This is a genomic window from Modicisalibacter sp. MOD 31.J, assembly GCF_020147985.1.
In the GTDB taxonomy this organism is placed as follows: domain Bacteria; phylum Pseudomonadota; class Gammaproteobacteria; order Pseudomonadales; family Halomonadaceae; genus Modicisalibacter; species Modicisalibacter coralii.
This window is the reverse complement of the sequence record NZ_JAGXFF010000001.1, coordinates 638,087-662,981: the sequence shown is the minus strand read 5'-3', so window position 1 is coordinate 662,981 and position 24,895 is coordinate 638,087. Positions and strand designations below refer to the sequence as shown.

Genomic DNA, 24,895 nt, shown 5'->3' with positions numbered 1-24,895 from the left:
CGCGGCCACCGGGGCCCCAAAACGCCACGCCCGACGCTGGGCGTCGGGCGTGGCCGGTGAAAGGTGGGATCAATCGACGGAATCGCGCTGGCGGGTGTCCCGGGGCGCCCCGGGCTCGCTGTCGGCGGGCGTCTCGCCGGCCTGCCAGACCGGCTCGGCAACGGCCACGTCGGGCACGGCCAGCGACAGGTCCTCGATGTGCTCGTGCTCGATCGCCCCCTCGACCAGTTCCTGGGTGACGTTGAGCTCGGCCCCGACCACCGTCTGCGGCGGGTTGGGCGTGAAGGGTGCCATCGGCAGCGGTGCCGGGCGCCGGCTGCGCCGCCAGGTGAAGAACAGCGCCAGGCAGCCGCCCAGGGCGGCCAGCGACCAGAACAGACCGACATCGCCGACCGACGACATCACCGGGGTGATCAGCGGCGGACTGACCACCGCACCCAGGGCATTGATCAGCAGCAGGCCCTGACTCATGCGCACCAGCGCGCCGGCCGGGGCACGATCCGCGGCATGGCTGACCGCCACCGGATAGATCGCGAAGATCCCGCCGCCGAGCAGGAACAGCAATCCCGCCAGCAACCAGGGCGAAGCCCCCGGCGACAGGATTCCCATCGACAGGGCCATGCAGGCAACGCCGATCAGGATCAGCACCAGCTGCCGATCGTGGCGATCCGACCAGCGGCCGATGGGGTACTGCAGCAGCATGCCCCCGAGCACCACCAGCGCCATCATCTGTCCGATGCGCTCCACCGACAGGCCGTTGCGCTGCAGATAGAGCGGCAGCAGCGAATAGATCGCGGCGACGGCGATGCCGGAACCGAAGCAGCCCATCACCCCGGTCGGCGTGAGACGGATCAGCCGCAGCGGCGGCAACGGCTCGGCGTGCTCGATCAACGGCGAGACCCGCGGGATCATCGCCATCGGCAACACCGACAGCGAGGCCAGCAGGCCGATCACCATGAAGGGCGCCGTCACCCCGGCGGCATCGGTCACCCCCAGCAGCAACTGGCCGATCACCCCCGCGGCGTACAGCGAGACCATGTACAGGGCCAGCAGCCGGCCGCGCACGCGCGGGTCGGCGGTGGTGAGCAGCCAGCTCTCGATCACCAGATAGACACCGACGGTCGCCCAGCCACCGATCAGGCGCAGCGCGAACCAAGCCCCGGCATTGAGCCACAGCCCCTGGAGCAGCACGGTCACCGCCACCAGCGAGGCGAAGCAGGCATAGGCGCGAATGTGCCCGATGCGCAGCAGCAATCGGTCGTTGAGCAGCGCGCCGATGGCCAGGCCGATGAAGTAGGCCGACGAGACCCAGCCGATCACCACCGCCGAGGCGCCCGCGGCGTCCAGACGCAGGGTGATCAGGGTCGCCAAGAAGCCGTTGCCGATGCCCAGAATGAAAAGCCCCAACAGGGGAGCCAGCGCCATGGCCAGCAGTTGCCGCGACATGCAGGAATAACCTCTTGTCATCATCCGGGCAGGACGCCCGCAGCAACCCGGCGAACGCGGGTCGCGATTTCGCCGGCGACTATACGCCGGCCGACCGGTGCCACAAAGCGAATTCAAGCGGCCTGGATCAAGAAAATCGCTGCATAATTCCCGCTTATGCGGACACCCGGTCTGGTACCCTTCGCGGTTTGCCGCAGGCGGCCCACGAGCGGGGCTTGCGAGGCACACGGCGACGGGGCAGGATGAGAACGATTAGCGTATCCTGAAGGACGATAACAGCCATGCACGGACCTGCCGCAACGCGTCCGTGCCGATTGCCCACGGGGGACATCACCATGCTAGCGGGCCTGGATCATCTGGTCGTCGTCGTCACCGACATACCCCGAGCCGTGGACTTCTACACCCGCGTGCTGGGGCTCGAGACACGCTATCGGGACATCGAGCGGGTCGACCTGGTATTCGGCGACATCGCCCTGCGCCTGCATCAGGTCGACACCACCATCACCCCGCGCGCCGGCTGCCCCACCCCCGGCAGCCTGGACATCTGCTTTCGCAGCCTGCTGCCGCTGGACGAGGTCAAGGCGCACCTCGACGCCCTGCAGGTCGAGATCGAAACCGGCCCGGTCGCCCGCCAGGGCGCCAACGGGCCGATCACCTCGTTGTACCTACGCGATCCGGACAACAACCTGATCGAACTCTGCCGCCCCGACCGTCAACCCATGGAGGCTTCATGACCGAGCAACCCGTCGCCAGCGAATCACCCCAACCCGCCGACACCACCATCGCCACGGTGGTCTATGCCTTGATGCTGGCCGGCTTCGTGGTCGGCATCACGCCGGTGATCGGCGTGGTGATCGCTTATGTCTACCGCGGCAAGGGGCCGGTCTGGCTCGACGAACACTATCGTTATCAGATCCGCACCTTCTGGATCAGCCTGCTCTATGGCATCGTCGCCCTGGTGCTGTCGCTGATCGGCATCGGCCTGCTGCTGCTGATCGCCCTGGCGGTATGGGTGATCGTGCGCTGCGTGAAGGGCTTCAAGGGTCTGCAGGAGAAACGCGCGCCGAGCAACGTCGACACCTGGCTGTGGTAAGGACCCGCGCACGCAAGGCTGAAGGCGGGCGGCCATGTCGCTATAATGCCCGCCCCCGGTGTCCAGACAGCCACGATCGATGAGTGAACCACCCCGTTCCAAACCGCTCCAGGCCAAGGCCATCGCCACCATGTGGCGGCTGCTGGCGCGTTGCTCGCCCGCCCTGCTGTGGCGTCTGGCCCGGGGTCTGGGTCCGCTGGTTCATCGCCTCAGCGCCCGTGAGCGTCAGGTCACCGAGATCAACCTGCGCGAAGTCTTCCCCGAACAGAACGCCGGCCAGCGCCGCCGGCTGGCCCGCGACAGCCTGTGCCATTCCACGGCGACGATGCTCGAACTGGGCTTTGCCTGGATGGGCGCGCCGCAACGCGTCGAGCGTTCGATTCACGCCGTGCACGGCCGCGAGCTGCTCGACGAGGCGCGCGCGGCGGGGCGCGGGGTGATCGTGCTGGCGCCGCACTTCGGCAACTGGGAGGTCCTCAACTTCTGGCTGTCGAGCCACTTCCCCTTCACCGCCATGTACGAGCCGCCCAAGATCACCGAGCTCGACCCGGTGATCCGCCGGGGGCGCGAGCGCATGGGCGCCGCGCTGGTGCCCACCAACGCCCGCGGCGTCGCCGCCCTGCTCAAGGCACTCAAGGGCAGCCAGGCGGTGGGCATCCTGCCCGACCAGGAACCCGACTGGAGCGGCGGCGTGTTCGCCGACTTCTATCACCGTCCCGCCTACACCGCGACGCTGCTGCCCAAGCTGGTGGCACGCACCCGAGCCCGGGTGGTGACCGGCGTCGCCCGCCGCCTGGCGCAGGGCGGCTTCGAGATCCATTTCCTGGCCGCCGACGAGCGCGTCTACGACCCCGACGAGGCGGTCGCCGCACGCGGCGTCAACGCCAGCGTCGAGGCGGTCATCGACCTCGACCCCGCCCAGTACCAGTGGGAATACAAGCGCTACCGCAAGACCCCGGAAGAACAGCAGGATCACCCCGAGTATCGCCGTTTCCGGCTCTACCGCTGAGAGGGCGTTTCGCTTCGGTCTGGGGACACCGACTACACTGGCGTGAACCGCTCACGTTCCACGGAGTCCGTCATGCTGGCACGGTTCGCTGCCGTTTCTCTCGCCACCCTTCTCGCCGCCCTGCTGGCCCCGGGGCTGGCATCCATCGCCTTCGCACAGGAGGCGACGCGCACCGAGGTCGCCGTGGCCGGCACGCCGCAACGGCTCGAGGCACCGGCCGGGGCGCACATCGCCAAGCTCGTCGCGCTCGAGAATCCCCGCCTGATCAGCCTGGGCCGCGACGGCGAGATGTTCATCGGCAGCAAGGCCGACACCGTCTATCGTCTGACACCGCCCTACGACGAGGCGCAGGTGCTGGTGCGTCTCGACGACTACCCGCACAGTGCGGTGCGCCGCGACGACGCGCTCTACGTCGCCACCACCGACGCCCTGCTGCGCGCCGACTACCACACGGGCGCCACGCTCGACGCCGACGACTTCCACGAGGTGGCGGCGATCCCCGGTGGCGGCGGACACAGCTCGCGCTCGCTGAGCCTGGGCCCGGACGGCCGGCTGCATGTCTCGCTGGGTATCCAGGGCAACTGCTCGAACCAGTACCTGGGCCACGATTATCCCTTCACGGATCGCCGCGGCGGGGTGCTGGTCCTCGACGAGAGCGGTGACACGCCCGTCTGGCGACCCTACGTCAGTGGCCTGCGCAACCCGGTCGGGCTGGCCTGGCGCGACGACGGCACGCTCTATGTCAACAACAACGGCCCCGATCACTGGGGCTTCGAACGCCCCCGCGAGGTGCTGGAGCGCGCCGAGCCCGGGCGCTTCTTCGGCATGCCCTGGTTCCAGTGGGTCGACGGCAAGGCGACTCGCGACGACTGCATCGATGTCGCCCCGCCACAGACGGCCAGCGCGGTCACGCCGCCGGTCGCCACCTTCCCGGCGCGCAGCGCGCCGATGGGGCTGGCCTTCCTGCCCGACGATCACCCGCTCGACGTCGACCTGATCAGCGTCCTCCACGGCAGTTGGGCCACCGCACCCAATGGCAGCGCCGCCGGCGATCCGGCGACGCGCCGAGAACCGGCCCTGATGGGCGTGCGCCTCGACGAAGAGGGCCACAACGGCGAGGTGGTGGCGCTGGTCACCGGCTTCCAGGACGCCGACGGCCGGCGCTGGGCCCGCCCGGTGGGTGTGGCGGTGGGCGACGACGGCGCCGTCTACTTCACCACCGATGTCGGCGAGACCGGCCTCTATCGCTTGACCATCGACGACTGAGGGCCCGCAGATCGCTGGCCGATTCCGACCAGTCGGGCCGGCCGGAACGCGCTATCGTAGCGCCATGGACACGCTCGCTTCCCCTTCGACCGGCGCCGATACGGCACACGACGTGCGTTACCGGGCCTATCGCGCCCGCGACGCCCGCTTCGACGGGCGCTTCGTGGTCGGCGTGCTGTCGACCGGCATCTACTGTCGGCCGATCTGTCCGGCGCGCACTCCGCGCCCGGCGCATTGCCGGTTCTTCGAGCACCCCGCCCAGGCCGAGCAGGCGGGCTTTCGCCCCTGTCTGCGTTGCCGCCCGGAGCGGGCCCCGGGCGGCGGACGCGCCCTTTCGCGGGACGATCTCAACGGCCGCCTGGTCGAGGCCGCGGCCCGCGCCATCGAACAGGGCGCACTCGATGACGCCGGGTTGAATGCGTTGGCCGCGCGGATCGGGCTGTCGCCACGCCACCTGCGCCGGCTGTTTCACCGCGCCTACGGCGTTTCGCCGCTCGACTACGCCCTGACCCAACGACTGCTGGCCGCCAAGCGCCTGCTCACCGATACCCCGCTGCCGGTCGCCGAGGTCGCCCTGGCCGCCGGCTTCGGCAGCCTGCGACGCTTCAACGCGGTGTTTCGCGAGCGCTACGGCATGCCGCCGGGGCGTCTGCGCCGCGAGACCGCCGGCGGGACGACCGTCGCCCCGTCGAGGACCTTGACGCTGGAACTCGGTTACCGCCCGCCGCTGGCCTGGGAGGCCCTGATCGCCTTCCTCGGCCGACGCGCCGTGCCGGGCGTGGAGCGCATCTTCACCACCCGTCGCGGGTCCGGCCATGCCCGGGTCGTGCGCCATCGCGACGGCACGCTCGGTTGGCTGGCGGTCACGCCGCTGGCCGTACGCAACGTCCTGCATCTCGAGATCCCCGCCGATCAGGCGGCGCGCAGCATCGACTACCTGCGCCTGACCCGTCGACTGTTCGATCTCGACGCACGCATCGACCGCATCGACACCCAGCTCGGCGCGCTGGCCGCCGCCACGCCGGGGCTGCGGGTTCCGGGTGGCGCCGAGGGTTTCGAGGTCGCCGTGCGGGCGATCGTCGGCCAGGTGATCTCGCTCGGCCACGCCCGAACGCTGCTGACCCGGCTCACGCAAACCTTCGGCGAGCCATTCGACGCCGATGGCGCGCCGACCGGGCTCGACCACGCCTTCCCCGCCGCCGGGCGCATCGCCGCGAGCGATCCGGCGGAACTCGCCTCGCTGGGACTGATCCGCGCCAAGGCGGGGGCCATTCATGCCCTGGCCCGCGCCATCGACGACGGACGACTGATGTTGAGCCCCGACGCGCCGCTCGACGAAACGCTCGTCACCCTGAAGTCGATTCCCGGGGTCGGCGCGTGGACCGCGCAGATCGTCGCCATGCGCGCGCTCGACTGGCCCGACGCCTGGCCGGGCAATGATCTCGTCCTGCGTCGCCGGCTCGCCTCCCACTGGCCGACCCTCGGCCCCGACGCCGAGCCCTGGTCGCCCTGGCGAGCCTACGCCGCCATGCACCTGTGGCATCACGCCAGCCTCGACGAGGCTGCCCGTTCATCAGCGGAGGACCGTCCATGATCCGCCAAACCCGTATCGACTCACCGCTCGGCGAGATGCTCCTGCGCGCCGAGAACGACGCCCTCACTGGGATCTTCTTCGTCGGTCAGCGCCACTACCCTGCCGACGCCGATGGCACCGTCACCGGCGACGAGGCCCTGCTCAGCGAAGCCTTGTTCACCGAGACTCAAGCCCAGCTCGAGGCGTATTTCGCAGGGCGGCTGGCGAGCTTCTCGTTGCCGCTGTCCCCCTCGGGCAGCGACTTCCAGCAGCGCGTCTGGCAAGCCCTCGCCGCCATCCCCTACGGCGGGCGCGTCAGCTACGGCGACCTCGCCCGGCGGCTGGGCCTGGCGCCGGGCGCGGCCCGCGCGGTGGGCAGTGCCGTCGGACGCAATCCGCTGACCCTCGTGGTGCCCTGTCACCGGGTGGTGGGCAGCCAGGGCAATCTGACCGGCTACGCCGGTGGGCTGGCGCGCAAGCGCGCGCTGCTCGATCTCGAGGCCGGGCAGCGCGCCCTATAGCCATGCCCCTCCCTCCATGCCCTCGCCACGGCGAGTCTCCCGCCGTGGCAAGAGCAGATCACCAGGAGACACCATTGAGCGAGGCGCGTCATCGAAGCGCAATGAAAGTCACGCTATAGCCTCACTTCGACGGCCGGATCGCTGCCGGGCTCGAGTGCCTCTCCCTTCCACAGACGATGCAAGCGGGTCTTGAGAATGTCACCGGGCCCCGAGATGAAGGCAGGGCGGCCGAAGTGCGTCATGACCTCGTGCTGGCGTTCGAGAGCACGCCGATCCTGCGAGACCACCGGCGCCAGGAACAGGCGTATGGCCGCCTGCTTGAGCCAGCCGGGCACGATACCGCTGGGCGTCGAAAAGCGCGCGAAGGGCATGAAGCTCCCTTCGGTGACCGGCGTGAAGATGGCGGTGACGCACAGGGTGAGGCTGGACTCGCCTTCCCAGCGGGCCTGCACGGTGGTGGGCGGATAATAACGGGAAACACTGCGTGAACGACTGCGCTCCAGAAAGCGCGACATCATGCCCAGGTCGGGAGCAGTCTGTTCGATCGCCATTTCGATCCCGTCACCGTGGCTGGTCACGATCAAGGACACCGGCAATCGCTTGTCACGTCGACGAATGAACCCGTGATGAAGGTGGTTGGTATGAAAAGGGTCCATGACATTCTCGATCGCATCGAAGGCGCGACCGGTCCAGCAACCCTGCTGCCACCAGAAATGGTCGAGTGACGGATTGCCGAAGTCGGGAGGCAACGGTGGCTCGGCTGGCGCCGCATCGGAGAGCGCCACGAAGATACCGCCGTGGCGCTCGACCACACGCAACGCACTGGCCTTCAAACCGTCATCGCGCGTCGTATCGACGAGACAGCCGGGTACCTCGAGGCAGGTGCCGTCGCTGGCGAAACGCCAACCATGGTAGGGGCACTCCAATCCCCCCTTGTGCACCCGGCCTTCGGAAAGCGGGTAATTACGATGCGGACAGCGATCGACCAAGGCACCGATCCCCTGCTTGCCACGGAACAGGGCAATGGGTACATCACAACACATCGTCTTGCGCACTCGATGCCGGGCAATATCTTTCGACAGGGCGACCAGGTGCCAGGCATCTCGCACCGACTGGGGGTAGTTCATCAGGGTAATTCCTCGCCATTCCACTCGAGATCGTGCGTTGTCGCGGCATTGGTCGAGATGTTTCGCTTGAAGCCTGCCAGGGTAAAGGCAGCGGCATCCACCAATGCGCCGAGAAAGGGCCGCCGATCCCCCGGACGGGAAATCGCATCGTGACCGGAGGCCAGGCAGCGCCACCATTGGCGCGCCTTGGCATCACGCAGCGCACGAGGCAGGCCCAGCAAGAGCATCGCCGGCCCGAGATAGCAAGCCCCCGATGGCGGGACTCCGGGGGCAGGAACGCCATCCGCCATCGCCCGAGCCAGGTGCCCCGCACCAGCGAGCAGATGCACGCCGCTGGTGGCCCGGGGGTTGCACTCGAGCAGGAAGGGGGAACCCGCGGTATCGAACATCACGTCGCAGGCGAACTGACCATGGATGCCCGCGGAGCACGCCAGACGCGCGGCAATATCGCGCAGCCTTCGTTCACGCTGACTGGCCAGGGGGGCGAAGGCGTAGCTGGCACCGCCCTGCAGGCGCCACTCGGAACCGTAGGCGGCAAAGGCAACGAGCTCGCCGCGATGCGCGACGGCATAAAAGCAGGTCTCTTCACCGATGATCCGTTGCTGAGCCATCCAGGGCGCATCGGGACCGGGGGTAATCGCGGTCAACTCTGCCGGGCCGGGGGCGACACGGGTACAGTCACCGAAACGACCGAACCGCGGTTTGAACACCCAGTCGCGGCTGGTAGTCGCGAACCCCGTCAGCTCCCGGACGGAGTCGATCGGGTGAGACACCGGCACCGGCAACCCGGACGCGGCACAGTGACGGACGAAGGCCAGCTTGTCGTGAAGCCGACGCAGCGTCGAAAGCGGCGAAGCAAACAGACGCGCTTCCAGAATCCCCTGAACGGCCGGCGCGGCAAGATGGAAAACCTCTTCACAGGTCGGCACGACCAGATCGATATCCAAGGTCTCGACGAGTTCGACGATGCGCTCGCGGAATGCCGCGCTCTGATACCTGGGCGCCGGATAACGATGAACACGTGCGGGGGCCCTCGACCAGCTCGCCATCCGCGCCGGTACACAGTCGGCCAGATGCGGTTCCCATCCGGCGGCGGCGAAGTCGCGAGCGAGGTCGAGCGCCGCGGCGGCCCGGGCACCGGTAATCAGGACACGCCTAGGCATTGCCACCTTTCACCTTGCGGCGCTTGGGACCGCGCCACGCGGTCAAATCCTGCGTCACCACGACCGGCACCGTTCCTCCAAGCTCGCGGGTCAGCGATCGCGCGGCAAGCGTGGCGATATCGGCCGGACAGCAAGGTGACAGACGAAGTACGACGCGATCGGGTTCCGCCACCGCCTGCCAGTTCGTTTCGCCCCCCAGCACAGCTTCGATCGCCGCCACCACGCGCGGGGGCGTGAGCACACGGCCCGCGTAGTACCAGATATCCGTCACGCGGCCTTGCGGCGGATGAATGACGCGTCCCGCGAAACCGCATGGGCAAGGTCGTGCGTCGATCTCGAGGTAGTCGTCGCCGCGGACACGGACGATAGGCTGGCTGACCCGGCGCAGATCGGTGATGATCGGCCGATATCCAGGCGTTCCCGGTACCGGCTCGAGTTCAATGATCATGACATGATCGTTCAGATGCAGGCGCCCTTCGACGCATTCGGCGGCGATGAACCCTTCGGTCGCCTGATAGATGCCACGCGGTCTCAAGCCCAACCTGTCGTCGACGAAGCTGCGTTCGGCCTCGCTGACCGGCTCGCTGCCACAGAACAGATGCCGCAAGGAAGGAAAGCGCGCTCCGGCCCGGGCAAAAGCGGCGAGACGATGCGGCGGTGCGATCAGGATCGTCGGATCGAATTGTCTAAGTCGTTTCAGGGACGCCTCGGTCGACTCGCCGAGCGGCACATGCGCAAAGGCGAAGCGGCGACGTCCGACGTCGCTGTAGAGCGAATTGCTGGCCCGCAGGTGCAGGGCCAGCCGTTGACGCCGTAGCAGGTCGGGCGCCGGCAGTAGCCGGGCAAGAATCTGCCCGAGATAGTCGGCACGCTCCGAGGGGCGCGACAGAAACAGGCCACGGGCGCCGCCCCCCGATCCGGTCGACCAGCCCGCCGACAATTCACCGGACGCCATCCCCTCTTCGGCCTCTTGCGCCAGGGCACGCAATGTCGCATCGCTCATGCCCAGGCTGTTCCAGGCACCGTAGTCGCGGCGCAAGCTCGCGGTATCCGTGATCGGAAAGCCGGCCAGATCGCTTCCCGAATGGAAGGATAACGCAGGCGTACGCGCCAGCACCGGCTGCAGGTCACGCCACAAAGCCGCTCGCCTCGCCGCCAGTTGGTCGGGCGACATGCGCAGTGCCCGCCGCGTTCTCAGCCAGGACAGGAAGACTCGATCAATCCGCATGACTCTCGCGAAACCTCGATGCGCTATCGGCACAGTGGGAGGGCAATATGGTCAATTCACGATTGCCCCTGTCGGCCGCGATCAGCGCCTGTAGCGTGGCGCGATAACGCCGTGTGTTGCCCAGCAGCGCAGTGGTGACGAACGGCGGCGGCCGACCCTCGCGTATGGACTTGCCCAGCCACACGGCATCGCCCGCGAGCAGCACCTGGCGGTCCCGAGTGGTACGCAAGGCAAGCCCCCAATGACCGATACAATGCCCCGGCAATTCCACAGCGAACAGGCTCCCATCGCCCAGAATGTCGTGCCCCGTGGTGAATGGCGCGAACCCACCGGGCAAGCGCCTGACCGGTGAATCTTCGAAAAAGCGGGCGTTGGCATCGACCGCACGAGGCACCAGGGCCGGTAGCAGGCCCCGCCGGACCCCGGCGAAACGACCGGTTCGGCGCAGCGCGTCAAGCCCGGCACGTGCGCAATAGACCGGGCGCCGGGCAAGATGCCCGATTCCGGCCACGTGATCGCCGTGAAAGTGCGAAACGATGGTTCCCGCAATCCGGTCCTCGTCGATGCCATGCTCGTCGAGCCAGGTCTTCCATTGCTGTCCTGCGCCGATATCGACGGGGGTCGCCCAGCGGTAGAGCCGTTCGGGAAACGGTGTGGTGGCTTCGATGAAGGCGCTGTCATAGCCCGTATCGAACAGAAACAGGCCCCGCTCGGGATGCTCGATCACGCCGACGAGGGCGGGAAAGTCGACCGGGCACAGACTCCCCTTCGAGATCGTGGCACGCTCCGGGTGACGACACGAACCGCGTTCGAGCCAGCGAAAACCGACGCGAATCAAGGCGCCCCCCGGGGGGAAGCGATCTGCCGCGCTTCGGCCAGCAGCGTGTCGAGGGCAGCGTATCGAGGCCGGTATCCCAGCAGCCGTCGGGCAGGCTCGAGGTCGAAGGTCTGTGAGTAGGCCAGGGTCGCCAGCTTGTAACGCGTCAGTGTCGGCTCACGCCGGGACCGGCTCAACCAGGCAAGCGCTTCCAGTGAGACGGCGATACCCTGCGCGACACGCAGTGGCAGCGGAACGAGACGTGGTGACACGTTCAACGCGGCGGTGAGCCGTCGGGCAATGTCTACCACGGCGAGGGGCACGCCTCCCGATACATTGATCGCCTTGCCGGCCAGCCCGGGGGCGCGCGCTTCCGCTTCACAGATGGACCAGGCCGCATCACGCATGTCGGTCAATTCGATCAGTGCCCGACCCCCACGGGGGAGCGGCATCCGCCGGCGGCCGGCAAGTTCGGCCAGACTCGGCAGAATCACGCGGTCGCCGGGACCGACCAGCGCGCGTGGCCGAATTGCGCAGCAGGCCATGGCATCCTCGCGAGGAGACAGCACCCGGCGTTCCGCGATGGCCTTGGTACGCGCGTAATGATTGAGAGGCCGGGAGGCAGGCGCGTCATGCTCGCCGATCGAGAGCCGATCGCCAAAGGTCGCGAAAATGGACGGAGACGAGACGAACACGAAACGGGCCACGCCCGAGCCGGCAGCCGCTTCGAGCAGACGTTCGGTCACGAGGACGTTGTTGGTCTCGAAGGCCCGACGTGGCCCCCAGCTCGCCGACAGGGCCGCCGCATGAATCACGCTATCGACGCCTTCGCTCAACTCGGCGAGGTCGACATCCGCACCCGCTAGATCGGCCACGACGAATTCTGCCCCCAAGGCCCTCAGCACCTCTCCCGCCGGCTCCGACCGGCCCACGGCGCGCACCTCGTGCCCGCGTCTCAGCGCTTCACGCACCAAGGCCTTGCCCAGACCGCCGGTGGCCCCGGTAATGAGCATGCGCCGACGGCTCATAACCGGATGACCATCGCGCTGGCACTGACGCCAGCGGCAGTGCCGAGCAGCAGTATCGGATCGCCCGGCCCGGCGAGTCCTTGGGTGAGCACGTGAGCAAGCACGGTGGGTATCGAGGCGGCTATCTGGTTGCCGGTCTCTGGAAAGATCGTGATTACACGCTCTCCCCGAGGCTCGAAAAGTCGTCTGACATGCTCGACACCCGGAGCGCTGGCCTGATGACACACCACACAGGCGAGAGCGTCACGATCGATTCCCGCCTGCGTGAGTGCCCGCTCAATGACGCCGGGCAGCAACTTGGCAGCGGCCTTGAAAATGCCGAAGGCATCCATCTCGAAATATGAGCCGGCAATCAGCGCCTCGTAGCCTTCTTCGACACGCAATCGCGTTCCTCCGGCACGAAGCCGCGCGAGTTCCTGATGAGCGCCATGCGTGACCGTCGCACTCGACAGCATGCCGCACGGTTCGCCCGGCGCGGCCTCGATCGCCAGCGCTGCTGCCCCATCGCCAAAGATGGAACTCGTCTTGCGGACATTAGGATCGAGCCCGGCCGACGCGATATCACTCGCAAAAAGCAGTGCCCGATTCCAACGTCCACATGCCATTCCCATGGCAGCAATATCGAATGCCGCCATGAATGACAGACAGGTCTGATTGACATCGAAACTGGGAACACCCGAGTGACCGAGACCAAGACGGTTCTGCACCAGTACCGCCGTCGAGGGGATCGGCTGTTCCATCACCCCGCATGCACCGATGATCACGTCTGGTCGATCATCCCCCCAGCCCGCGCCATCCAACGCCGCCCGTGCCGCCTCGGCGGCCATCATCGACGTCGTTTCCTCCTCGCCCGCCACATGCCGCGCGGCAATGCCAAACTGGCGTTCTGTCGAACCGGGGTCGAGACCGTAACGCGCGTCAAGCTGGCGCGATGACATCACACAACGAGGTCGATAAGCGCCCCACCCGACAATCGAGAAATTACTGATCAATTATCCATTCTCGTCACCAATTGAAGCATCGAAGCATATTACAAAGTACCGTCAAGTTAAACGAACGTTCAGAACTTCACGGATTCCATGAAGCATGGCTATTATTTGGCTTCTTGAAGCGCGATAATTACACCGGGCCCTTGTCACAAGAACCGATAGAGCAATGAACCGTTAAACCTTAATCAAACGGTCAGCGGTTCACGAAGTTCGAAACCACGTCAAACACCTTGTGTTTTTATATTATTATCGACCTGCCCACGGCCGGCCCCTCTCTCGTCTCATGGCATGACTCCACAACACACGCCACACGACGAGCGCCGGCACTCGAGACCGGCCGTGCCGCACGCACAACGCGGCCTGCGCCGTCGCTTCGCTCCCGTCGTCTTTGTCTCATTGTTTCTGCCCTGCCCCGACGTCACGCCGCGGCGCCCGCTTGAAGAGGATCAGCCACAGCGCCAGGGCGATCAGCGCGCCGCCGATGCCGTGCGCCGGCGTCACCCGCTCGTCGAGGAACAGCGCGCCCCACAGCACGCCGAACGCCGGTACCAGCATGGTCACGGTCAGGGGTTTGACCGGCCCCAAGTCCTGCAGCAGGCGAAAGTAGAGCAGATAGGCCAGCGCCGTGCAGGCCAGCCCCAGTACCAGCATTGCCGCCCAGATGTCGGGCTGCGCCCAGGCCCCAAGCGACGGCCGGGTCGCGGTCTCGAGCAGCATCAGGGGCGCCAGCGCCAGGCTGGCGCCGAGCTGGGAGCCCAGCGCCAGCAGACGCGAATCCAGCCCGCCGCGCTCGGCGATGTAGCGCCTGACCAGAAAGCCCGAGAGGCCGTAACAGCTGGCTGCCACCAGGCAGGCCAGCGCGCCGCCCAGCAGTTGCCAGCTCACCGGCACCGGGCCGGCCTGGACCAGCACGCCGACACCCACCACGCCCAGGGACACACCGAGCAGCCGCTCGCGGGTCATCGCCTCGGCGAAGAAGGCCGCGCCGAGCAGCACGCCCATCAACGGCGTGGTGGCGTTGAACATCGCCGAATAGCCGGCCGGCAGCACCTGGGCGGCGAGACAGAACATCGCGAAAGGAATACCGGAATTGATCACGCCGATCAGCAGCGCGGCCCTTGCCCGGCCCTGAAAGCGCCACGGCACGCACCAAAGGGCAAGGATCGCCAGCAACCCCAGCGCACCGAGAAACACCCGCAGAAAGGCGGTGGAAAACGCGCCCAGAGCCGGGGCGGCGATGCGCATGAACAGAAAGCTCGCGCCCCACAGGGCGGAAAGCAGCAACAGGCGTAGCGAGGCATCCAGCGGCATGGCGGGCTCCCGGCATGATGATCGGATCGACGCCCATCGTACCGCAACGCCAAATCGCGACCGGCCACTTTCGGCCGGCGAAGCCTGCCCCCGGCCGCTTGACCCCTTCCCGACCCTGGCCCAGACTGCTCTCTGCCTGCGCGCCTTGCGCGCGCGACGCTTGACGGGGTGCCGGTGGAACCGGCTGAGATCACCCTATGCCCACGGGCATCACGGTGGATCCCGATGAACCTGATCCGGCTAGTACCGGCGTAGGGATCAAGCGAAGGATCCGCCTGCCCGTCCCTTCCAGGCCCCTTCCCGCCTACGCTGTGCGCCGCCCAGACCGTGTGGAGCACAACCATGACCCGAACGACCCTGACCGACAACGCCCTGGCCGAAACCGCGCGCGTCGATGCCGCCGCCGTGGCCCCACTGCCCGGTTCACGCAAGGTCTTCGTGGAGGGCTCGCGGCCCGATATCCGTGTCCCCTTTCGCGAGATCACGCTGTCCCCGACCCGCACGTCCGGTGCCGATGAGGAAAATCCACCGCTGCTGGTCTACGACACCTCCGGCCCCTACACCGACCCGGAGGCCGCCATCGACCTGCGCCGCGGCCTGCCCGAGCTGCGCCGCGCCTGGATCGAGGCCCGCGACGATACCGAGTTCCTCGACGGCCCGACCTCCGAGTACGGCCGCCGCCGCGCCAACGACCCGCGGCTCGCCCCGCTGCGTTTCGAGCTGACCCGCGCGCCAAGGCGGGCGAAGGGAGGCCGCAACGTCACCCAGTTGCACTACGCCCGCCAGGGCATCGTCACGCCCGAGATGGAGTTCATCGCCATTCGCGAGAACCAGCGTCGTCAGGCGCTGGGCAGCGAGGAGGTCGAGCGGATTCTCGGCCACCAGCACCCGGGGGAGAATTTCGGCGCCCGCCTGCCGGAAGAGATCACCCCCGAGTTCGTGCGCGACGAGGTGGCCGCCGGTCGGGCGATCATCCCCTGCAACATCAATCACCCGGAATCCGAGCCGATGATCATCGGCCGCAACTTCCTGGTGAAGATCAACGGCAACCTGGGCAACTCGGCAGTGACCTCCTCCATCGAGGACGAGGTCGACAAGATGACCTGGGGCATCCGCTGGGGCGCCGACACCATCATGGATCTCTCCACCGGGCAGAACATCCACGAGACCCGCGAGTGGATCGTGCGCAACTCGCCGGTGCCGATCGGCACCGTGCCGATTTACCAGGCCCTGGAAAAGGTCGGCGGCGTGGCCGAGAACCTGACCTGGGAGATCTTCCGCGACACCCTGATCGAGCAGGCCGAACAGGGCGTGGACTACTTCACCATCCACGCCGGCGTGCTGCTGCGCTACGTGCCGCTCACGGCCAGGCGCACCACCGGCATCGTCTCCCGCGGCGGCTCGATCATGGCCAAGTGGTGTCTCTACCACCACCAGGAGAGCTTTCTCTATACCCATTTCGAGGAAATCTGCGAGATCTGCCAGCGCTACGACGTGGCCTTCTCGCTGGGTGATGGCCTGCGCCCCGGCTCGGTGGCCGACGCCAACGACGCCGCCCAGTTCGCCGAACTCGAGACCCTGGGCGAGCTGACCCGCATCGCCTGGCGCCATGACGTCCAGGTGATGATCGAGGGCCCCGGCCACGTGCCCATGCACCTGATCAAGGAGAACATGGACAAGCAGCTCGAAGCCTGCGACGAGGCGCCCTTCTACACCCTGGGGCCGCTGACCACCGACATCGCCCCGGGCTACGATCACATCACCTCGGGCATCGGCGCGGCGATGATCGGCTGGTACGGCTGCGCCATGCTCTGCTACGTCACGCCCAAGGAGCATCTGGGCCTGCCCAACAAGGACGACGTCAAGACCGGCATCATCACCTACAAGATCGCCGCCCACGCCGCCGATCTGGCCAAGGGCCACCCGGCGGCCCAGCGTCGCGACAACGCGCTGTCCAAGGCGCGCTTCGAGTTCCGCTGGGAGGATCAGTTCAACCTGGGGCTGGACCCGGACACCGCCCGCGCCTACCACGACGAGACCCTGCCCAAGGACTCCGCCAAGGTGGCCCACTTCTGCTCGATGTGCGGGCCCAAGTTCTGCTCGATGAAGATCAGCCAGGAGGTCCGCGACTACGCCAGGGACAAGGGCCTCGAGGGCGATCGCGAGGCGATCGAACGCGGCATGGCCGAACAGGCCGAGAAGTTCCGCGACCAGGGCGCCGAGCTGTACAGGGAGGTGTAAGAAGGCGCGTGACATGGCTGTCTCATGGCGACGCCTAGGACAGCGGCTAAAGGGAATCGGAAACAGGCCCGAAGAGGGGTCCGACGCCAAGACCGAAAAGAGATCCCTTTCATTTCGGCATTCCCGCCATCCATGGCGGTCAGACAGCGTCGGTAGCCTCCAGGGAAGGACTCATGGCGCCCCGGAGGGCCGGCCCCGCTCGCAGGCCTGTCGACGATTCGCTCCGCGGGCCAAGCCATTGGCGCAAACGTCCATACACCCGGCAGGGCTCTTCACGCCCCCACCGGCGAGCCACTCGCCGGTGCTTCCCGCTGGGATAGCTGCGATGCTTCTGCGCCGGAACGGGCCCGCAGCAGCCGCAACGCATTGAGCGTGACCAGCACGGTTGCCCCGGTATCGGCGAGGATCGCCAGCCACAGCCCGGTGATCCCCAGCACGGTGGTGATCAGGAAGACTCCCTTGAGGCCCAGGGCGATGACGATGTTCTGGCGGATGTTGGCCATGGTCTCGCGGGCCAGGCCGATCATCGCCGCGACGTCGCCCACCCGGTTGCGCAGCAGGGCGCCGTCGGCGGTCTCCAGCGCGACGTCGGTGCCCGAGCCCATCGCCACGCCGACGTGCGAGGCGGCCAGCGCCGGGGCGTCATTGATGCCGTCGCCGACCATCATCACCCGCTCGCGGGCGACGAGCTCGCGGATCATCGTCACCTTGTCGTCGGGCAGCAGCCCGGCGCGATGCTCGAGCCCGATCGCCCCGGCGATCGACGCCGCGGTCCGCGGGTTGTCGCCGGTCAGCATCAGCGCGCGCACGCCCATGGCATCCAGCGCACGCACCCCCTCGATGGCGTCCTGCCGGGGCTCGTCGCGCAGCGCGATCAGGCCTATCGCTGTATCGCCGTCGATCACCACCACGGTCGTCTTGCCGGCCGCCTCGAGGGCGGCGATGGGTGACGTCAGCGGCTCGGGCAACACACCCTGCTCCGCGGCGTAACGCGGCGAGACGACGCAGACACGGCGCGAATCGATACGCCCCTCGACGCCGTGACCGGCGATGGCCTTCGACTCGCTCACCCGGGTCAGCGACAGCCCCCGCGTCCGGGCGTGCTGGAGGATCGCCTCGGCCAGCGGGTGGCTGGAGCCCTGCTCGAGGCTCGCGGCCAGCGTGGTGACGGCATCGGCGTCGCCCGCTGCGTCGGCCGCGACGACGTCGGTGACCACCGGCTGCCCGGCGGTCAGGGTGCCGGTCTTGTCGAAGGCCACCACGCTGGCTCGTGCGGTCGCCTCGATCACCGCCCCGCCCTTGAGCAGCAGGCCGCGGCGCGTGCCCACCGACAGCGCCGAGGCGATCGACGCCGGCACCGAGATCACCAGCGCGCAGGGACAGCCGATCAGCAGCAGTGCCAGGGCGCGATAGACCCATTCGCTCCAGTCACCGCCGACGGCCAGCGGCGGAACCACGGCGACCAGCACCGCGATGCCCACCACCACCGGCATGTAGATACGGCTGAAGCGGTCGATGAACCGCTCGGTGGGCGCGCGGGCCTCCTGGGCTTCCTCGACCAGACGGATGATCCGGGCGATGGTGTTGTCCTCGGGCGGCCGGGTCACGCGAATGCGCAGCACGGCGTCGTGGTTGATCGATCCGGCATGGACGGCATCGTCGACGTCCTTGGACCGGGGCACCGATTCCCCGGTCACCGGCGACTCGTCGATCGCCGAGCGTCCCTCGAGGATCTCGCCGTCGGCGGGGATCCGGTCGCCGGGACGCACCACCACGACCTGGCCGACCTTGAGATGGGCCGCATCGACGGTGCGGATCTCGCCGGGCGCGGTCTCGAGCCGGGCGCTGCGCGGCACCAGATCGGCCAGCGAGCGGATGCCGGCCCGTGCCCGATCGGCGGCCACCCCTTCGAGAATCTCGCCGATCGAGAACAGCAAGATCACCAGCGCCGCCTCCCCGGCGGCACCGATGATCAGCGCCCCACCCGCGGCGATGGTCATCAGCATCTCGATGGTGAACGGCATGCCGGCCCGGGCGGCGGTCAGCGCGCGCCGGGCGATCGGCACCAGCCCCACCAGACAGGCGGCAAAGAAGCCCCAATAGGCCAGCGTCTCGTCGGTGAACAATCGCAGCAGCGTCGCAGCGGCCAGCGCCCCGCCGCTGGCCAGCACCAGCCTGCCCTTGCCGGTGGCGTACCAGCGCGAGCGGGTCTCTTCTTCCGCCGCCGGGTCCGGCGGCGTCTCACCGCGCAATGACGCCTGGTACCCCAACTGACGCACTGTCGCCGTGACCCTCTCGGGCGAGATCCGCGCCCCGTCCAATGACAGGGACAGCGTCTCGTTGATCACCGAGACGCGAATGTCCTCGACGCCGGGCAACCTCTCCAGCGCGCCACGAATCTTGCCGGCGCAGCTCGGACAATCCATGCCGTCGACATGCCATTCGTGATGGTCTGCCATGACCGGTTCGGTTTCCGCCATTGGTTAACACCCTCGTGTCGCTGACCGCCTGATGATCGACGAGGATATTGTCTGTAGTGGCTACAGACTCAATGCCCGGTGGATTGGCCATGGACCCGACCGGCGCCTTGGTTTAGCGTACGCTCTCTGGATGGCCGACCCGAGAAGGATCGAGGACACACGGATGCGAGCAAGACTGCGACGATTACTGACGAGCCTGATACTCGGCGTGGTATGGCCGGGACTGGCCATGGCCCAGACCCCGCCCCCGCAAGGCGCGGAAGGCAACCCGCCTGCCGAGCAGGCCCCGACGGCGGCGAAACCCGCCAACGCCTCGGTGGGCCGCTATCCGCTGCCCGAATCGGGCGACATCGTCGGCCGGGTGCAGACCGTCGAGGCCAAGGCCGAAGACACCCTGATCGATATCGGCCAGCGCTACGGGATCGGCTACGAGGCCATGCGCCTGGCCAACCCCGACGTCAATGTCTGGGTCCCCGGCGAAGGCACCCAGGTGGTGGTACCGACCCGCTTCATCCTGCCCCCGGGGCCCCGCGAAGGGATCGTGATCAATCTCGCCGAGATGCGGCTTTACTATTACCCGCCGGCCCGCAACGGCGAGTCGCCCCGGGTCGAGACCTACCCCATCGGCATCGGCCGGGCCGGCTGGCAGACCCCGCTGGGCACGACCCGGATCGAGACCAAGATCAAGGACCCCGCCTGGTACCCACCGAAGAGCATCGCCCGGGAGCACGCCGAGGACGGCAGGCCGCTGCCCAGCGTGGTCCCGGCCGGGCCCGACAACCCGCTGGGCGAGTACGCCATGATCCTGGGGCTGCCGGGCTACATGATCCATGGCACCAACCGGCCGCAGGGAGTGGGCATGCGGGTCTCCCACGGTTGCATCCGCATGCTGCCGCGGGACATCGAAAACCTCGTCCACCGGATTCCCGACGGCACCCCGGTGCGCATCATCGACCAGCCCTTCAAGCTCGGCTGGGACGGCGCCGGCACGCTCTTCGCCCAGGCCTATCCGGTCGAGCACGGCGGCGACTCCAGCGTCGGCACGCCGCCCAGTGAGGACGTCCTGGCCGCCGTCGACCAGGCCCTGAAGGATCACCGTTTCCTGGTCGATTTCACCCGTCTGGAGGCCTTGCGCGCCGATCCCACCGGCGTGCCGGGATCGCTGCTGCTGGCTGGCCGGCCCTTCCCGCTGCCCGAGCCGCCACAGACCTTCTTCACCCGGGCTCAACTCCTGACGTCGCTGTACAGTCAGGTGGCGGGCGACACGGCGAAGCCCGAGAAGGCGACCGATACGCCCACGCCCTGACCCCCGGGAGAGCGACGCATGCGCACACGGCACGCGTCGCTCTGCCCGGCGTTCTTGCACGCTTTGCTGCCTGGATTCGCGTCATGAGTACCGTCCGTCAGGCACGTGCGCGGGTCGTCAGCAGCACCCCGCCGATCACCACCAGGCTGCCGACCAGTTGCACCGCCTGGATGCGCTCGCCCAGCAGCCACCAGGCGCCGAGCATGGTGAATACCGGCAGCAGGTTGAGAAAGACCGCCGAGCGGGTCGGCCCCACCTCGCCGATGGCATGGCTATACAGCAGCAGCGCCACCACCGACGGGAAGATCCCCAGATAGGCCAGCCCCAGCCACTGCGACGGGGAAATCGTCAGCGGCACGGGACGCAGCAGGTTCTCGATCAGCGCCAGGGGGCCCATCACCAGATTGGCGATCACCAGCATGACCAGCAGCCCGCCATAACGCGGGAACTTGGCCATGTGCGACTTGACCAGCAGCGAATAGCCCACCCAGACCAGTACCGCCAGCAGCATCACCGCATCGCCGCGATTGACGCCGTCCAGCGAGAAGCCCGCCGCCCCGCCACGGGTGATCACAGCCACGGCGCCGGCCAGGGAGAGCGCCACGCCCAGCCACTGAACGCCGCGGAAACGCTCGCCGAACAGCAGGAAACTGAACAGCAAAGTCACCACCGGAATGGTGCTCTCGAGGATCGCCACGTTGGTCGGGGAGGTATGCCCCAGGGCGAGGTAGATCAGCGCATTGAAGAATGCCACACCGCTCAGCGCCAGCCCCGTCAGCGGCTTCCAGTGGCGACGGAACGCAGGCCAGGCGCGCCGCGCCTGATGCCAGCCCAGCGGCAGCATCACCAGCAGCGCGATCGCCACGCGGCCGAACGAGATGGTGAGCGGCGGCAAGCTGCTCAGCGCCTTCCCCACCAGGATGTTGCCGGTGAAGATGACCACCACGAGGAGCAACAGCAGATAGGCGCGCAAGTGAGGCATCGTCGCATCGTCGGGTCGAAGGGAAAGGCAAGGGTCGTAACAGGCCCTTGCCGGGGAAGGCCGGCAAGATCGTCTGCAGACCGGGCAAAAAGACGCGGATCACGCCTGGCCGAAGCCGGTGCCAGCGAATATCCTGAGACTTTGTATACAGAAACAGGAGAACGATGATGCCCGGCCTGCTCCCCGATGTCGATCCCGACGGCCTGCTGGAGTATTCGGTGGTCTATACCGACCGCTCGCTGAATCACATGTCGCAGGCCTTCCAGGGCGTGATGCGTGACCTGTCGCACTCGCTGAAGGCCGTCTACCGGGCCGACGCCGTGGCCATCGTCCCCGGCAGCGGTACCTTCGGCATGGAAGCGGTGGCCCGCCAGTTCGCCACCGACAGGCGCTGCCTGGTGATCCGCAACGGCTGGTTCAGCTATCGCTGGACGCAGATCTTCGAGATGGGCGACATTCCTGCCGACAGCCACGTCCTCAAGGCCCGCCGTCAGGGCGAAGGCGCGCTGGCCCCCTTCGCCCCGGCGCCGATCGACGCGGTGGTGGCGACGATCCGCGAGGAGCGGCCCGACCTGGTCTTCGCGCCCCACGTCGAGACCGCCTGCGGCATGTTGCTGCCGGATGACTATCTCGGGCGCCTTGCCGAGGCCGTCCACGAGGTCGGCGGGCTGCTGGTCCTCGACTGCATCGCCTCGGGCACCCTCTGGGTCGACATGCAGGCCACCGGCGTCGACATCCTGATCAGCGCCCCGCAGAAGGGCTGGAGCGCATCGCCCTGCTGCGGCCTGGTGATGCTGAGTGCCGAGGCGCGGCGGCGCATCGACGCCACCACCAGTACCAGCTTCGCCGCCGATCTGCGCAAGTGGCTGTCGATCATGGAAGCCTACGAGAACGGCGGCCACGCCTACCACGCGACCCTGCCCACCGACGGTCTGACGCGGCTGCGCGACGTGATGCACGAGGCCGAAGCCTACGGGCTGGAGCGCCTGCGCGAGGCGCAGTGGGCGCTTGGCGAGCGGGTTCGTGCCCGGCTCGTCGAGCGCGGCTTCCCCAGCGTGGCGGCCGAGGGTTTCCAGGCCCCCGGGGTGGTGGTCAGCTACACCGACGATACGGGCGTCGCGGGCCGATTCATGGACGCCGGCCTGCAGGTCGCCGCGGGCGTGCCACTGATGTGCGACGAAGGTGACGACTTCGCCACCTTCCGCATCGGCCTGTTCGGCCTCGACAAGCTCTACGACGTCGAGCGCAGCGTCGCCACCCTGGAACGCGCGCTGGAGCGCGTTACCGGCTGAGCTAACGCGCGGGGCCGGCCGCTCCCTCCGGTCCCGCGCAAGCGCTTCGGCTCAGGCGGCGCGCTCGCCGACCAGCACCCCATTGGCCTTCGCCCGATGGATGGCGATGGCGTCCATCAGCGACGGCGACAGGCAGTCGTAGGGCTCGAGCCCGAGCTCCTCGAGACGCGCGCGGACATTGGCCATGTTCTGCGGATCCGCCCCCGACTCGATGATCGACGAGACATAGGCGGCGAAGGTCAGTGGCGCCCAGCCGGTCTCGCGGGAAAGCTCGGGGTGGATGAAGTCGAGCCCGTGGAAGGGATGCGCGGTATCCTCGATGCGCCCGAACAGATGCACGCCGCACTCCCGGCAGGCGTGACGCTGGATCGCTGCCTGCTCGTCGACGATCTCGAGCTTTTCCTCGTGGGCGAGCACGCTGACGCTCTCGCGCGGCACCACGGCGACCATCGAGAACAGCGCGCCGGCGGGCTTCCAGCAGCGCGTGCAGCCACAGACGTGGTTGTGCATGCACTGTTCGTGTACCGCCACCACGACCTGATGCTCGGTACAGTGGCAGACCAGGGTGCCCCCCGCGAAATCGTCGCGTGCCGGCGGCATGCCCTCGTCAACCGCCGGATGAATCCTGACCTCGTCGCTCATCTCGCTCCCTCCTCGAGGCCGCGAGGCCCGTCCCCGCGTTGCCCTCAGTGTAGACAGCGGAATCGCCACGGCGCATTGCCGCGACAACGAAAAAAGCCACACGCCGGAGCGCATGGCTTTCGAGAGCACGGGAAGCCGGGTGGCACTGCCGTCAGCGCAGCGACGTCCACAGCACCGGCGAACCGGGCAACTGGAAGTCGATCGACATCATCACGCTCAGCGCGGTGATGGTGAAGATCGAGAAGACGAAGACCTTCTTCGCCCAGGCCTCGTCGTTGCCGGCACGATAGCCGGTCAGCGCCATGTACAGCCAGTAGCCGCCCATGGCCGCGGCGATGATGAAATAGCCGTAACCGGCGTAGCCGGTGAGACTCAGCATCAGCGTGGCGGCCAGGAAGGCGAGGATGTAGCCGGTGATGTAGTGCTTGGCGGTCTTCACCCCCCTGAGCACCGGCAGTACCGGAATCGACGCCGCGCGATAGTCCTTGAAGCGGAAGATGGCGATGGCGTACGAATGCGGCATCTGCCACAGGCAGAAGATCAGCAGCAAGGTCAGCGCGCCGAGGTCGAACCGATTGCTCACGGCGACGTAGCCGACCACCGGCGGTGCGGCCCCGGACAGGCTGCCCACCAGGGTGCCGTAGACCGAATGGCGCTTCAGGTAGAGGCTGTAGAGCCCCACGTAGACGCCGAACCCGAGCGCCGCGAACAGCACGGCCAGAAGGTTGGTTCCCCAATACAGGACCGCGAAGCCGGCGACGCCCAGCAGTGTGGCGAAGACCAGGGTGGCGCGCGGCGAGACCAGCCCCTGGACGAGGACCCGATCCTGGGTCCTCTCCATCAGGCGGTCGATGTCGCGGTCGATGTAGTTGTTGAACGCGCATCCCGAAGCGATCACCAGGGCCAGCCCGACCACCGTGGCGAGCAGGAGCGTGAAGTCCACGTCCCCCCGCGAGGCGAGGAAGAACCCCCCCGCCACGGAGATCAGGTTGCCGAAGATGATTCCCGGCTTGGTCAGGGAATAGTAGCGCTTGATCATCACGATCAGGTCGCTCACATCGTATTGATCATGAGATTGTGCATGATCCAGATCGAACCCCCGACGATCAGCACGAGGATGGTCAGCGCGAAGACGATCGAGATCAGGTTCCAGCCCCCTTCCGACTTGCTGTCCAGGTGCATGAACATGATCAGCTGCACGAGTACCTGCAGCACCGCCATGATCAGGATCGTGATCAGGGTCGCCGAGGTGCTGAAGCCACCGCTCATCACCATGCCGAACGGGATGACCGTCAACACGATCGACAGGATCAGACCGGTGATGTAGGTCTTGGTGCTGCCGTGGCTGGCACCACCGGGTGCGGTGTGTGAACCACTCATA

At 67.6% G+C, this 24,895-nt stretch carries 22 protein-coding genes and 1 riboswitch; of the genes, 9 read left to right on the top strand and 13 right to left on the bottom strand.

Annotated elements, in window-relative coordinates:
- Positions 1 to 69: 69 nt before the first annotated feature.
- Positions 70 to 1,446, bottom strand: coding sequence for an MFS transporter (locus KGR00_RS02970; protein ID WP_224417715.1), 1,377 nt, complete (start codon positions 1,444 to 1,446; stop codon positions 70 to 72).
- A 335-nt stretch (positions 1,447 to 1,781) separates the two neighbouring features.
- Here KGR00_RS02970 and KGR00_RS02965 point away from each other — a divergent pair, with 335 nt between their 5' ends.
- From KGR00_RS02965 to KGR00_RS02940, 6 genes are all read left to right on the top strand, one after another.
- Entirely contained in the window at positions 1,782 to 2,180 is a 399-nt protein-coding gene (locus KGR00_RS02965; protein ID WP_224417716.1) for a VOC family protein, read from the top strand.
- On the top strand, positions 2,177 to 2,539 hold the full coding sequence (locus tag KGR00_RS02960) for a DUF4870 domain-containing protein (protein WP_129139103.1): 363 nt from the start codon (positions 2,177 to 2,179) through the stop codon (positions 2,537 to 2,539). Before KGR00_RS02965 ends, KGR00_RS02960 begins: the two co-directional genes overlap by 4 nt.
- A 79-nt stretch (positions 2,540 to 2,618) precedes the next feature.
- Positions 2,619 to 3,548, top strand: coding sequence for a lysophospholipid acyltransferase family protein (locus tag KGR00_RS02955; RefSeq protein ID WP_224417717.1), 930 nt, complete (start codon positions 2,619 to 2,621; stop codon positions 3,546 to 3,548).
- A 72-nt stretch (positions 3,549 to 3,620) separates the two neighbouring features.
- Complete coding sequence (locus KGR00_RS02950) at positions 3,621 to 4,814, top strand: PQQ-dependent sugar dehydrogenase (RefSeq protein WP_224417718.1); 1,194 nt, start codon at positions 3,621 to 3,623, stop codon at positions 4,812 to 4,814.
- Between the two features lie 64 nt (positions 4,815 to 4,878).
- The gene (locus tag KGR00_RS02945; RefSeq protein WP_224417719.1) at positions 4,879 to 6,408 is read left to right on the top strand and encodes an Ada metal-binding domain-containing protein; all 1,530 of its coding nucleotides are present in this window, start codon (positions 4,879 to 4,881) and stop codon (positions 6,406 to 6,408) included.
- Entirely contained in the window at positions 6,405 to 6,908 is a 504-nt protein-coding gene (locus KGR00_RS02940; RefSeq protein ID WP_224417720.1) for a methylated-DNA--[protein]-cysteine S-methyltransferase, read from the top strand. Before KGR00_RS02945 ends, KGR00_RS02940 begins: the two co-directional genes overlap by 4 nt.
- Positions 6,909 to 7,021: 113 nt before the next feature.
- Here KGR00_RS02940 and KGR00_RS02935 read toward each other — a convergent pair whose 3' ends face one another.
- The 7 genes from KGR00_RS02935 to KGR00_RS02905 form a co-directional block, all read right to left on the bottom strand.
- A complete protein-coding gene (locus tag KGR00_RS02935) occupies positions 7,022 to 8,035 on the bottom strand; it encodes an aromatic ring-hydroxylating dioxygenase subunit alpha (RefSeq protein ID WP_224417721.1) in 1,014 nt (337 codons plus the stop codon).
- Positions 8,035 to 9,198: an ATP-grasp domain-containing protein gene (locus KGR00_RS02930; RefSeq protein ID WP_224417722.1), complete on the bottom strand. Its 1,164-nt coding sequence runs from the start codon at positions 9,196 to 9,198 to the stop codon at positions 8,035 to 8,037. Before KGR00_RS02930 ends, KGR00_RS02935 begins: the two co-directional genes overlap by 1 nt.
- The gene (locus KGR00_RS02925; protein ID WP_224424113.1) at positions 9,191 to 10,372 is read right to left on the bottom strand and encodes a hypothetical protein; all 1,182 of its coding nucleotides are present in this window, start codon (positions 10,370 to 10,372) and stop codon (positions 9,191 to 9,193) included. The genes KGR00_RS02930 and KGR00_RS02925 overlap by 8 nt, the downstream gene beginning before the upstream one ends.
- Before the next feature lie 43 nt (positions 10,373 to 10,415).
- Positions 10,416 to 11,264 carry an MBL fold metallo-hydrolase gene (locus KGR00_RS02920; protein ID WP_224417724.1) on the bottom strand — a complete coding sequence of 283 codons (849 nt, stop codon included), beginning with the start codon at positions 11,262 to 11,264 and terminating at the stop codon, positions 10,416 to 10,418.
- Positions 11,261 to 12,256, bottom strand: a complete 996-nt coding sequence (locus KGR00_RS02915) for an NAD-dependent epimerase/dehydratase family protein (RefSeq protein ID WP_224424112.1) — start codon at positions 12,254 to 12,256, stop codon at positions 11,261 to 11,263. Before KGR00_RS02915 ends, KGR00_RS02920 begins: the two co-directional genes overlap by 4 nt.
- Before the next feature lie 11 nt (positions 12,257 to 12,267).
- Complete coding sequence (locus tag KGR00_RS02910; RefSeq protein WP_224417726.1) at positions 12,268 to 13,209, bottom strand: 3-oxoacyl-[acyl-carrier-protein] synthase III C-terminal domain-containing protein; 942 nt, start codon at positions 13,207 to 13,209, stop codon at positions 12,268 to 12,270.
- A 444-nt stretch (positions 13,210 to 13,653) separates the two neighbouring features.
- Entirely contained in the window at positions 13,654 to 14,571 is a 918-nt protein-coding gene (locus KGR00_RS02905) for a DMT family transporter (protein WP_224417727.1), read from the bottom strand.
- 154 nt (positions 14,572 to 14,725) lie between these two features.
- Positions 14,726 to 14,846: riboswitch (TPP riboswitch) on the top strand.
- Positions 14,847 to 14,913: 67 nt separating this feature from the next.
- Between KGR00_RS02905 and thiC the strand changes: the two genes are divergently transcribed.
- A complete protein-coding gene (gene thiC, locus KGR00_RS02900; RefSeq protein ID WP_224417728.1) occupies positions 14,914 to 16,812 on the top strand; it encodes a phosphomethylpyrimidine synthase ThiC in 1,899 nt (632 codons plus the stop codon).
- 272 nt (positions 16,813 to 17,084) lie between these two features.
- On the opposite strand, the gene KGR00_RS02895 is transcribed toward thiC, so the two are convergent.
- A complete protein-coding gene (locus KGR00_RS02895) occupies positions 17,085 to 19,271 on the bottom strand; it encodes a heavy metal translocating P-type ATPase (protein WP_224417729.1) in 2,187 nt (728 codons plus the stop codon).
- A gap of 184 nt (positions 19,272 to 19,455) precedes the next feature.
- On the opposite strand from KGR00_RS02895, the gene KGR00_RS02890 reads away from it, so the two are divergent.
- Entirely contained in the window at positions 19,456 to 20,598 is a 1,143-nt protein-coding gene (locus KGR00_RS02890; protein WP_224417730.1) for a L,D-transpeptidase family protein, read from the top strand.
- 97 nt (positions 20,599 to 20,695) lie between these two features.
- Here KGR00_RS02890 and KGR00_RS02885 read toward each other — a convergent pair whose 3' ends face one another.
- Entirely contained in the window at positions 20,696 to 21,580 is an 885-nt protein-coding gene (locus tag KGR00_RS02885; protein WP_224417731.1) for a DMT family transporter, read from the bottom strand.
- Positions 21,581 to 21,747: 167 nt separating this feature from the next.
- Here KGR00_RS02885 and KGR00_RS02880 point away from each other — a divergent pair, with 167 nt between their 5' ends.
- Positions 21,748 to 22,872 (top strand): aminotransferase class V-fold PLP-dependent enzyme, encoded by a 1,125-nt coding sequence (locus KGR00_RS02880; protein WP_224417732.1) that lies wholly within the window; start codon positions 21,748 to 21,750, stop codon positions 22,870 to 22,872.
- A 51-nt stretch (positions 22,873 to 22,923) separates the two neighbouring features.
- On the opposite strand, the gene gfa is transcribed toward KGR00_RS02880, so the two are convergent.
- From gfa to cyoD, 3 genes are all read right to left on the bottom strand, one after another.
- Positions 22,924 to 23,514, bottom strand: coding sequence for an S-(hydroxymethyl)glutathione synthase (gene gfa, locus KGR00_RS02875; protein ID WP_224417733.1), 591 nt, complete (start codon positions 23,512 to 23,514; stop codon positions 22,924 to 22,926).
- Positions 23,515 to 23,665: 151 nt separating this feature from the next.
- On the bottom strand, positions 23,666 to 24,553 hold the full coding sequence (gene cyoE, locus KGR00_RS02870; protein WP_224419818.1) for a heme o synthase: 888 nt from the start codon (positions 24,551 to 24,553) through the stop codon (positions 23,666 to 23,668).
- A gap of 14 nt (positions 24,554 to 24,567) precedes the next feature.
- The gene (cyoD, locus tag KGR00_RS02865; protein ID WP_224417734.1) at positions 24,568 to 24,894 is read right to left on the bottom strand and encodes a cytochrome o ubiquinol oxidase subunit IV; all 327 of its coding nucleotides are present in this window, start codon (positions 24,892 to 24,894) and stop codon (positions 24,568 to 24,570) included.
- Position 24,895: the final 1 nt, after the last annotated feature.

Coding starts and splice junctions, on each gene's coding strand:
- KGR00_RS02970 (WP_224417715.1), bottom strand. CDS start 1,446: ATGTCGCGGCAACTGCTGGCCATGGCGCTGGCTCCCCTGTTGGGGCTT.
- KGR00_RS02965 (WP_224417716.1), top strand. CDS start 1,782: ATGCTAGCGGGCCTGGATCATCTGGTCGTCGTCGTCACCGACATACCC.
- KGR00_RS02960 (WP_129139103.1), top strand. CDS start 2,177: ATGACCGAGCAACCCGTCGCCAGCGAATCACCCCAACCCGCCGACACC.
- KGR00_RS02955 (WP_224417717.1), top strand. CDS start 2,619: ATGAGTGAACCACCCCGTTCCAAACCGCTCCAGGCCAAGGCCATCGCC.
- KGR00_RS02950 (WP_224417718.1), top strand. CDS start 3,621: ATGCTGGCACGGTTCGCTGCCGTTTCTCTCGCCACCCTTCTCGCCGCC.
- KGR00_RS02945 (WP_224417719.1), top strand. CDS start 4,879: ATGGACACGCTCGCTTCCCCTTCGACCGGCGCCGATACGGCACACGAC.
- KGR00_RS02940 (WP_224417720.1), top strand. CDS start 6,405: ATGATCCGCCAAACCCGTATCGACTCACCGCTCGGCGAGATGCTCCTG.
- KGR00_RS02935 (WP_224417721.1), bottom strand. CDS start 8,035: ATGAACTACCCCCAGTCGGTGCGAGATGCCTGGCACCTGGTCGCCCTG.
- KGR00_RS02930 (WP_224417722.1), bottom strand. CDS start 9,198: ATGCCTAGGCGTGTCCTGATTACCGGTGCCCGGGCCGCCGCGGCGCTC.
- KGR00_RS02925 (WP_224424113.1), bottom strand. CDS start 10,372: ATGTCGCCCGACCAACTGGCGGCGAGGCGAGCGGCTTTGTGGCGTGAC.
- KGR00_RS02915 (WP_224424112.1), bottom strand. CDS start 12,256: ATGCTCATTACCGGGGCCACCGGCGGTCTGGGCAAGGCCTTGGTGCGT.
- KGR00_RS02910 (WP_224417726.1), bottom strand. CDS start 13,209: ATGTCATCGCGCCAGCTTGACGCGCGTTACGGTCTCGACCCCGGTTCG.
- KGR00_RS02905 (WP_224417727.1), bottom strand. CDS start 14,571: ATGCCGCTGGATGCCTCGCTACGCCTGTTGCTGCTTTCCGCCCTGTGG.
- thiC (WP_224417728.1), top strand. CDS start 14,914: ATGACCCGAACGACCCTGACCGACAACGCCCTGGCCGAAACCGCGCGC.
- KGR00_RS02895 (WP_224417729.1), bottom strand. CDS start 19,271: ATGGCAGACCATCACGAATGGCATGTCGACGGCATGGATTGTCCGAGC.
- KGR00_RS02890 (WP_224417730.1), top strand. CDS start 19,456: ATGCGAGCAAGACTGCGACGATTACTGACGAGCCTGATACTCGGCGTG.
- KGR00_RS02885 (WP_224417731.1), bottom strand. CDS start 21,580: ATGCCTCACTTGCGCGCCTATCTGCTGTTGCTCCTCGTGGTGGTCATC.
- KGR00_RS02880 (WP_224417732.1), top strand. CDS start 21,748: ATGCCCGGCCTGCTCCCCGATGTCGATCCCGACGGCCTGCTGGAGTAT.
- gfa (WP_224417733.1), bottom strand. CDS start 23,514: ATGAGCGACGAGGTCAGGATTCATCCGGCGGTTGACGAGGGCATGCCG.
- cyoE (WP_224419818.1), bottom strand. CDS start 24,553: ATGATCAAGCGCTACTATTCCCTGACCAAGCCGGGAATCATCTTCGGC.
- cyoD (WP_224417734.1), bottom strand. CDS start 24,894: ATGAGTGGTTCACACACCGCACCCGGTGGTGCCAGCCACGGCAGCACC.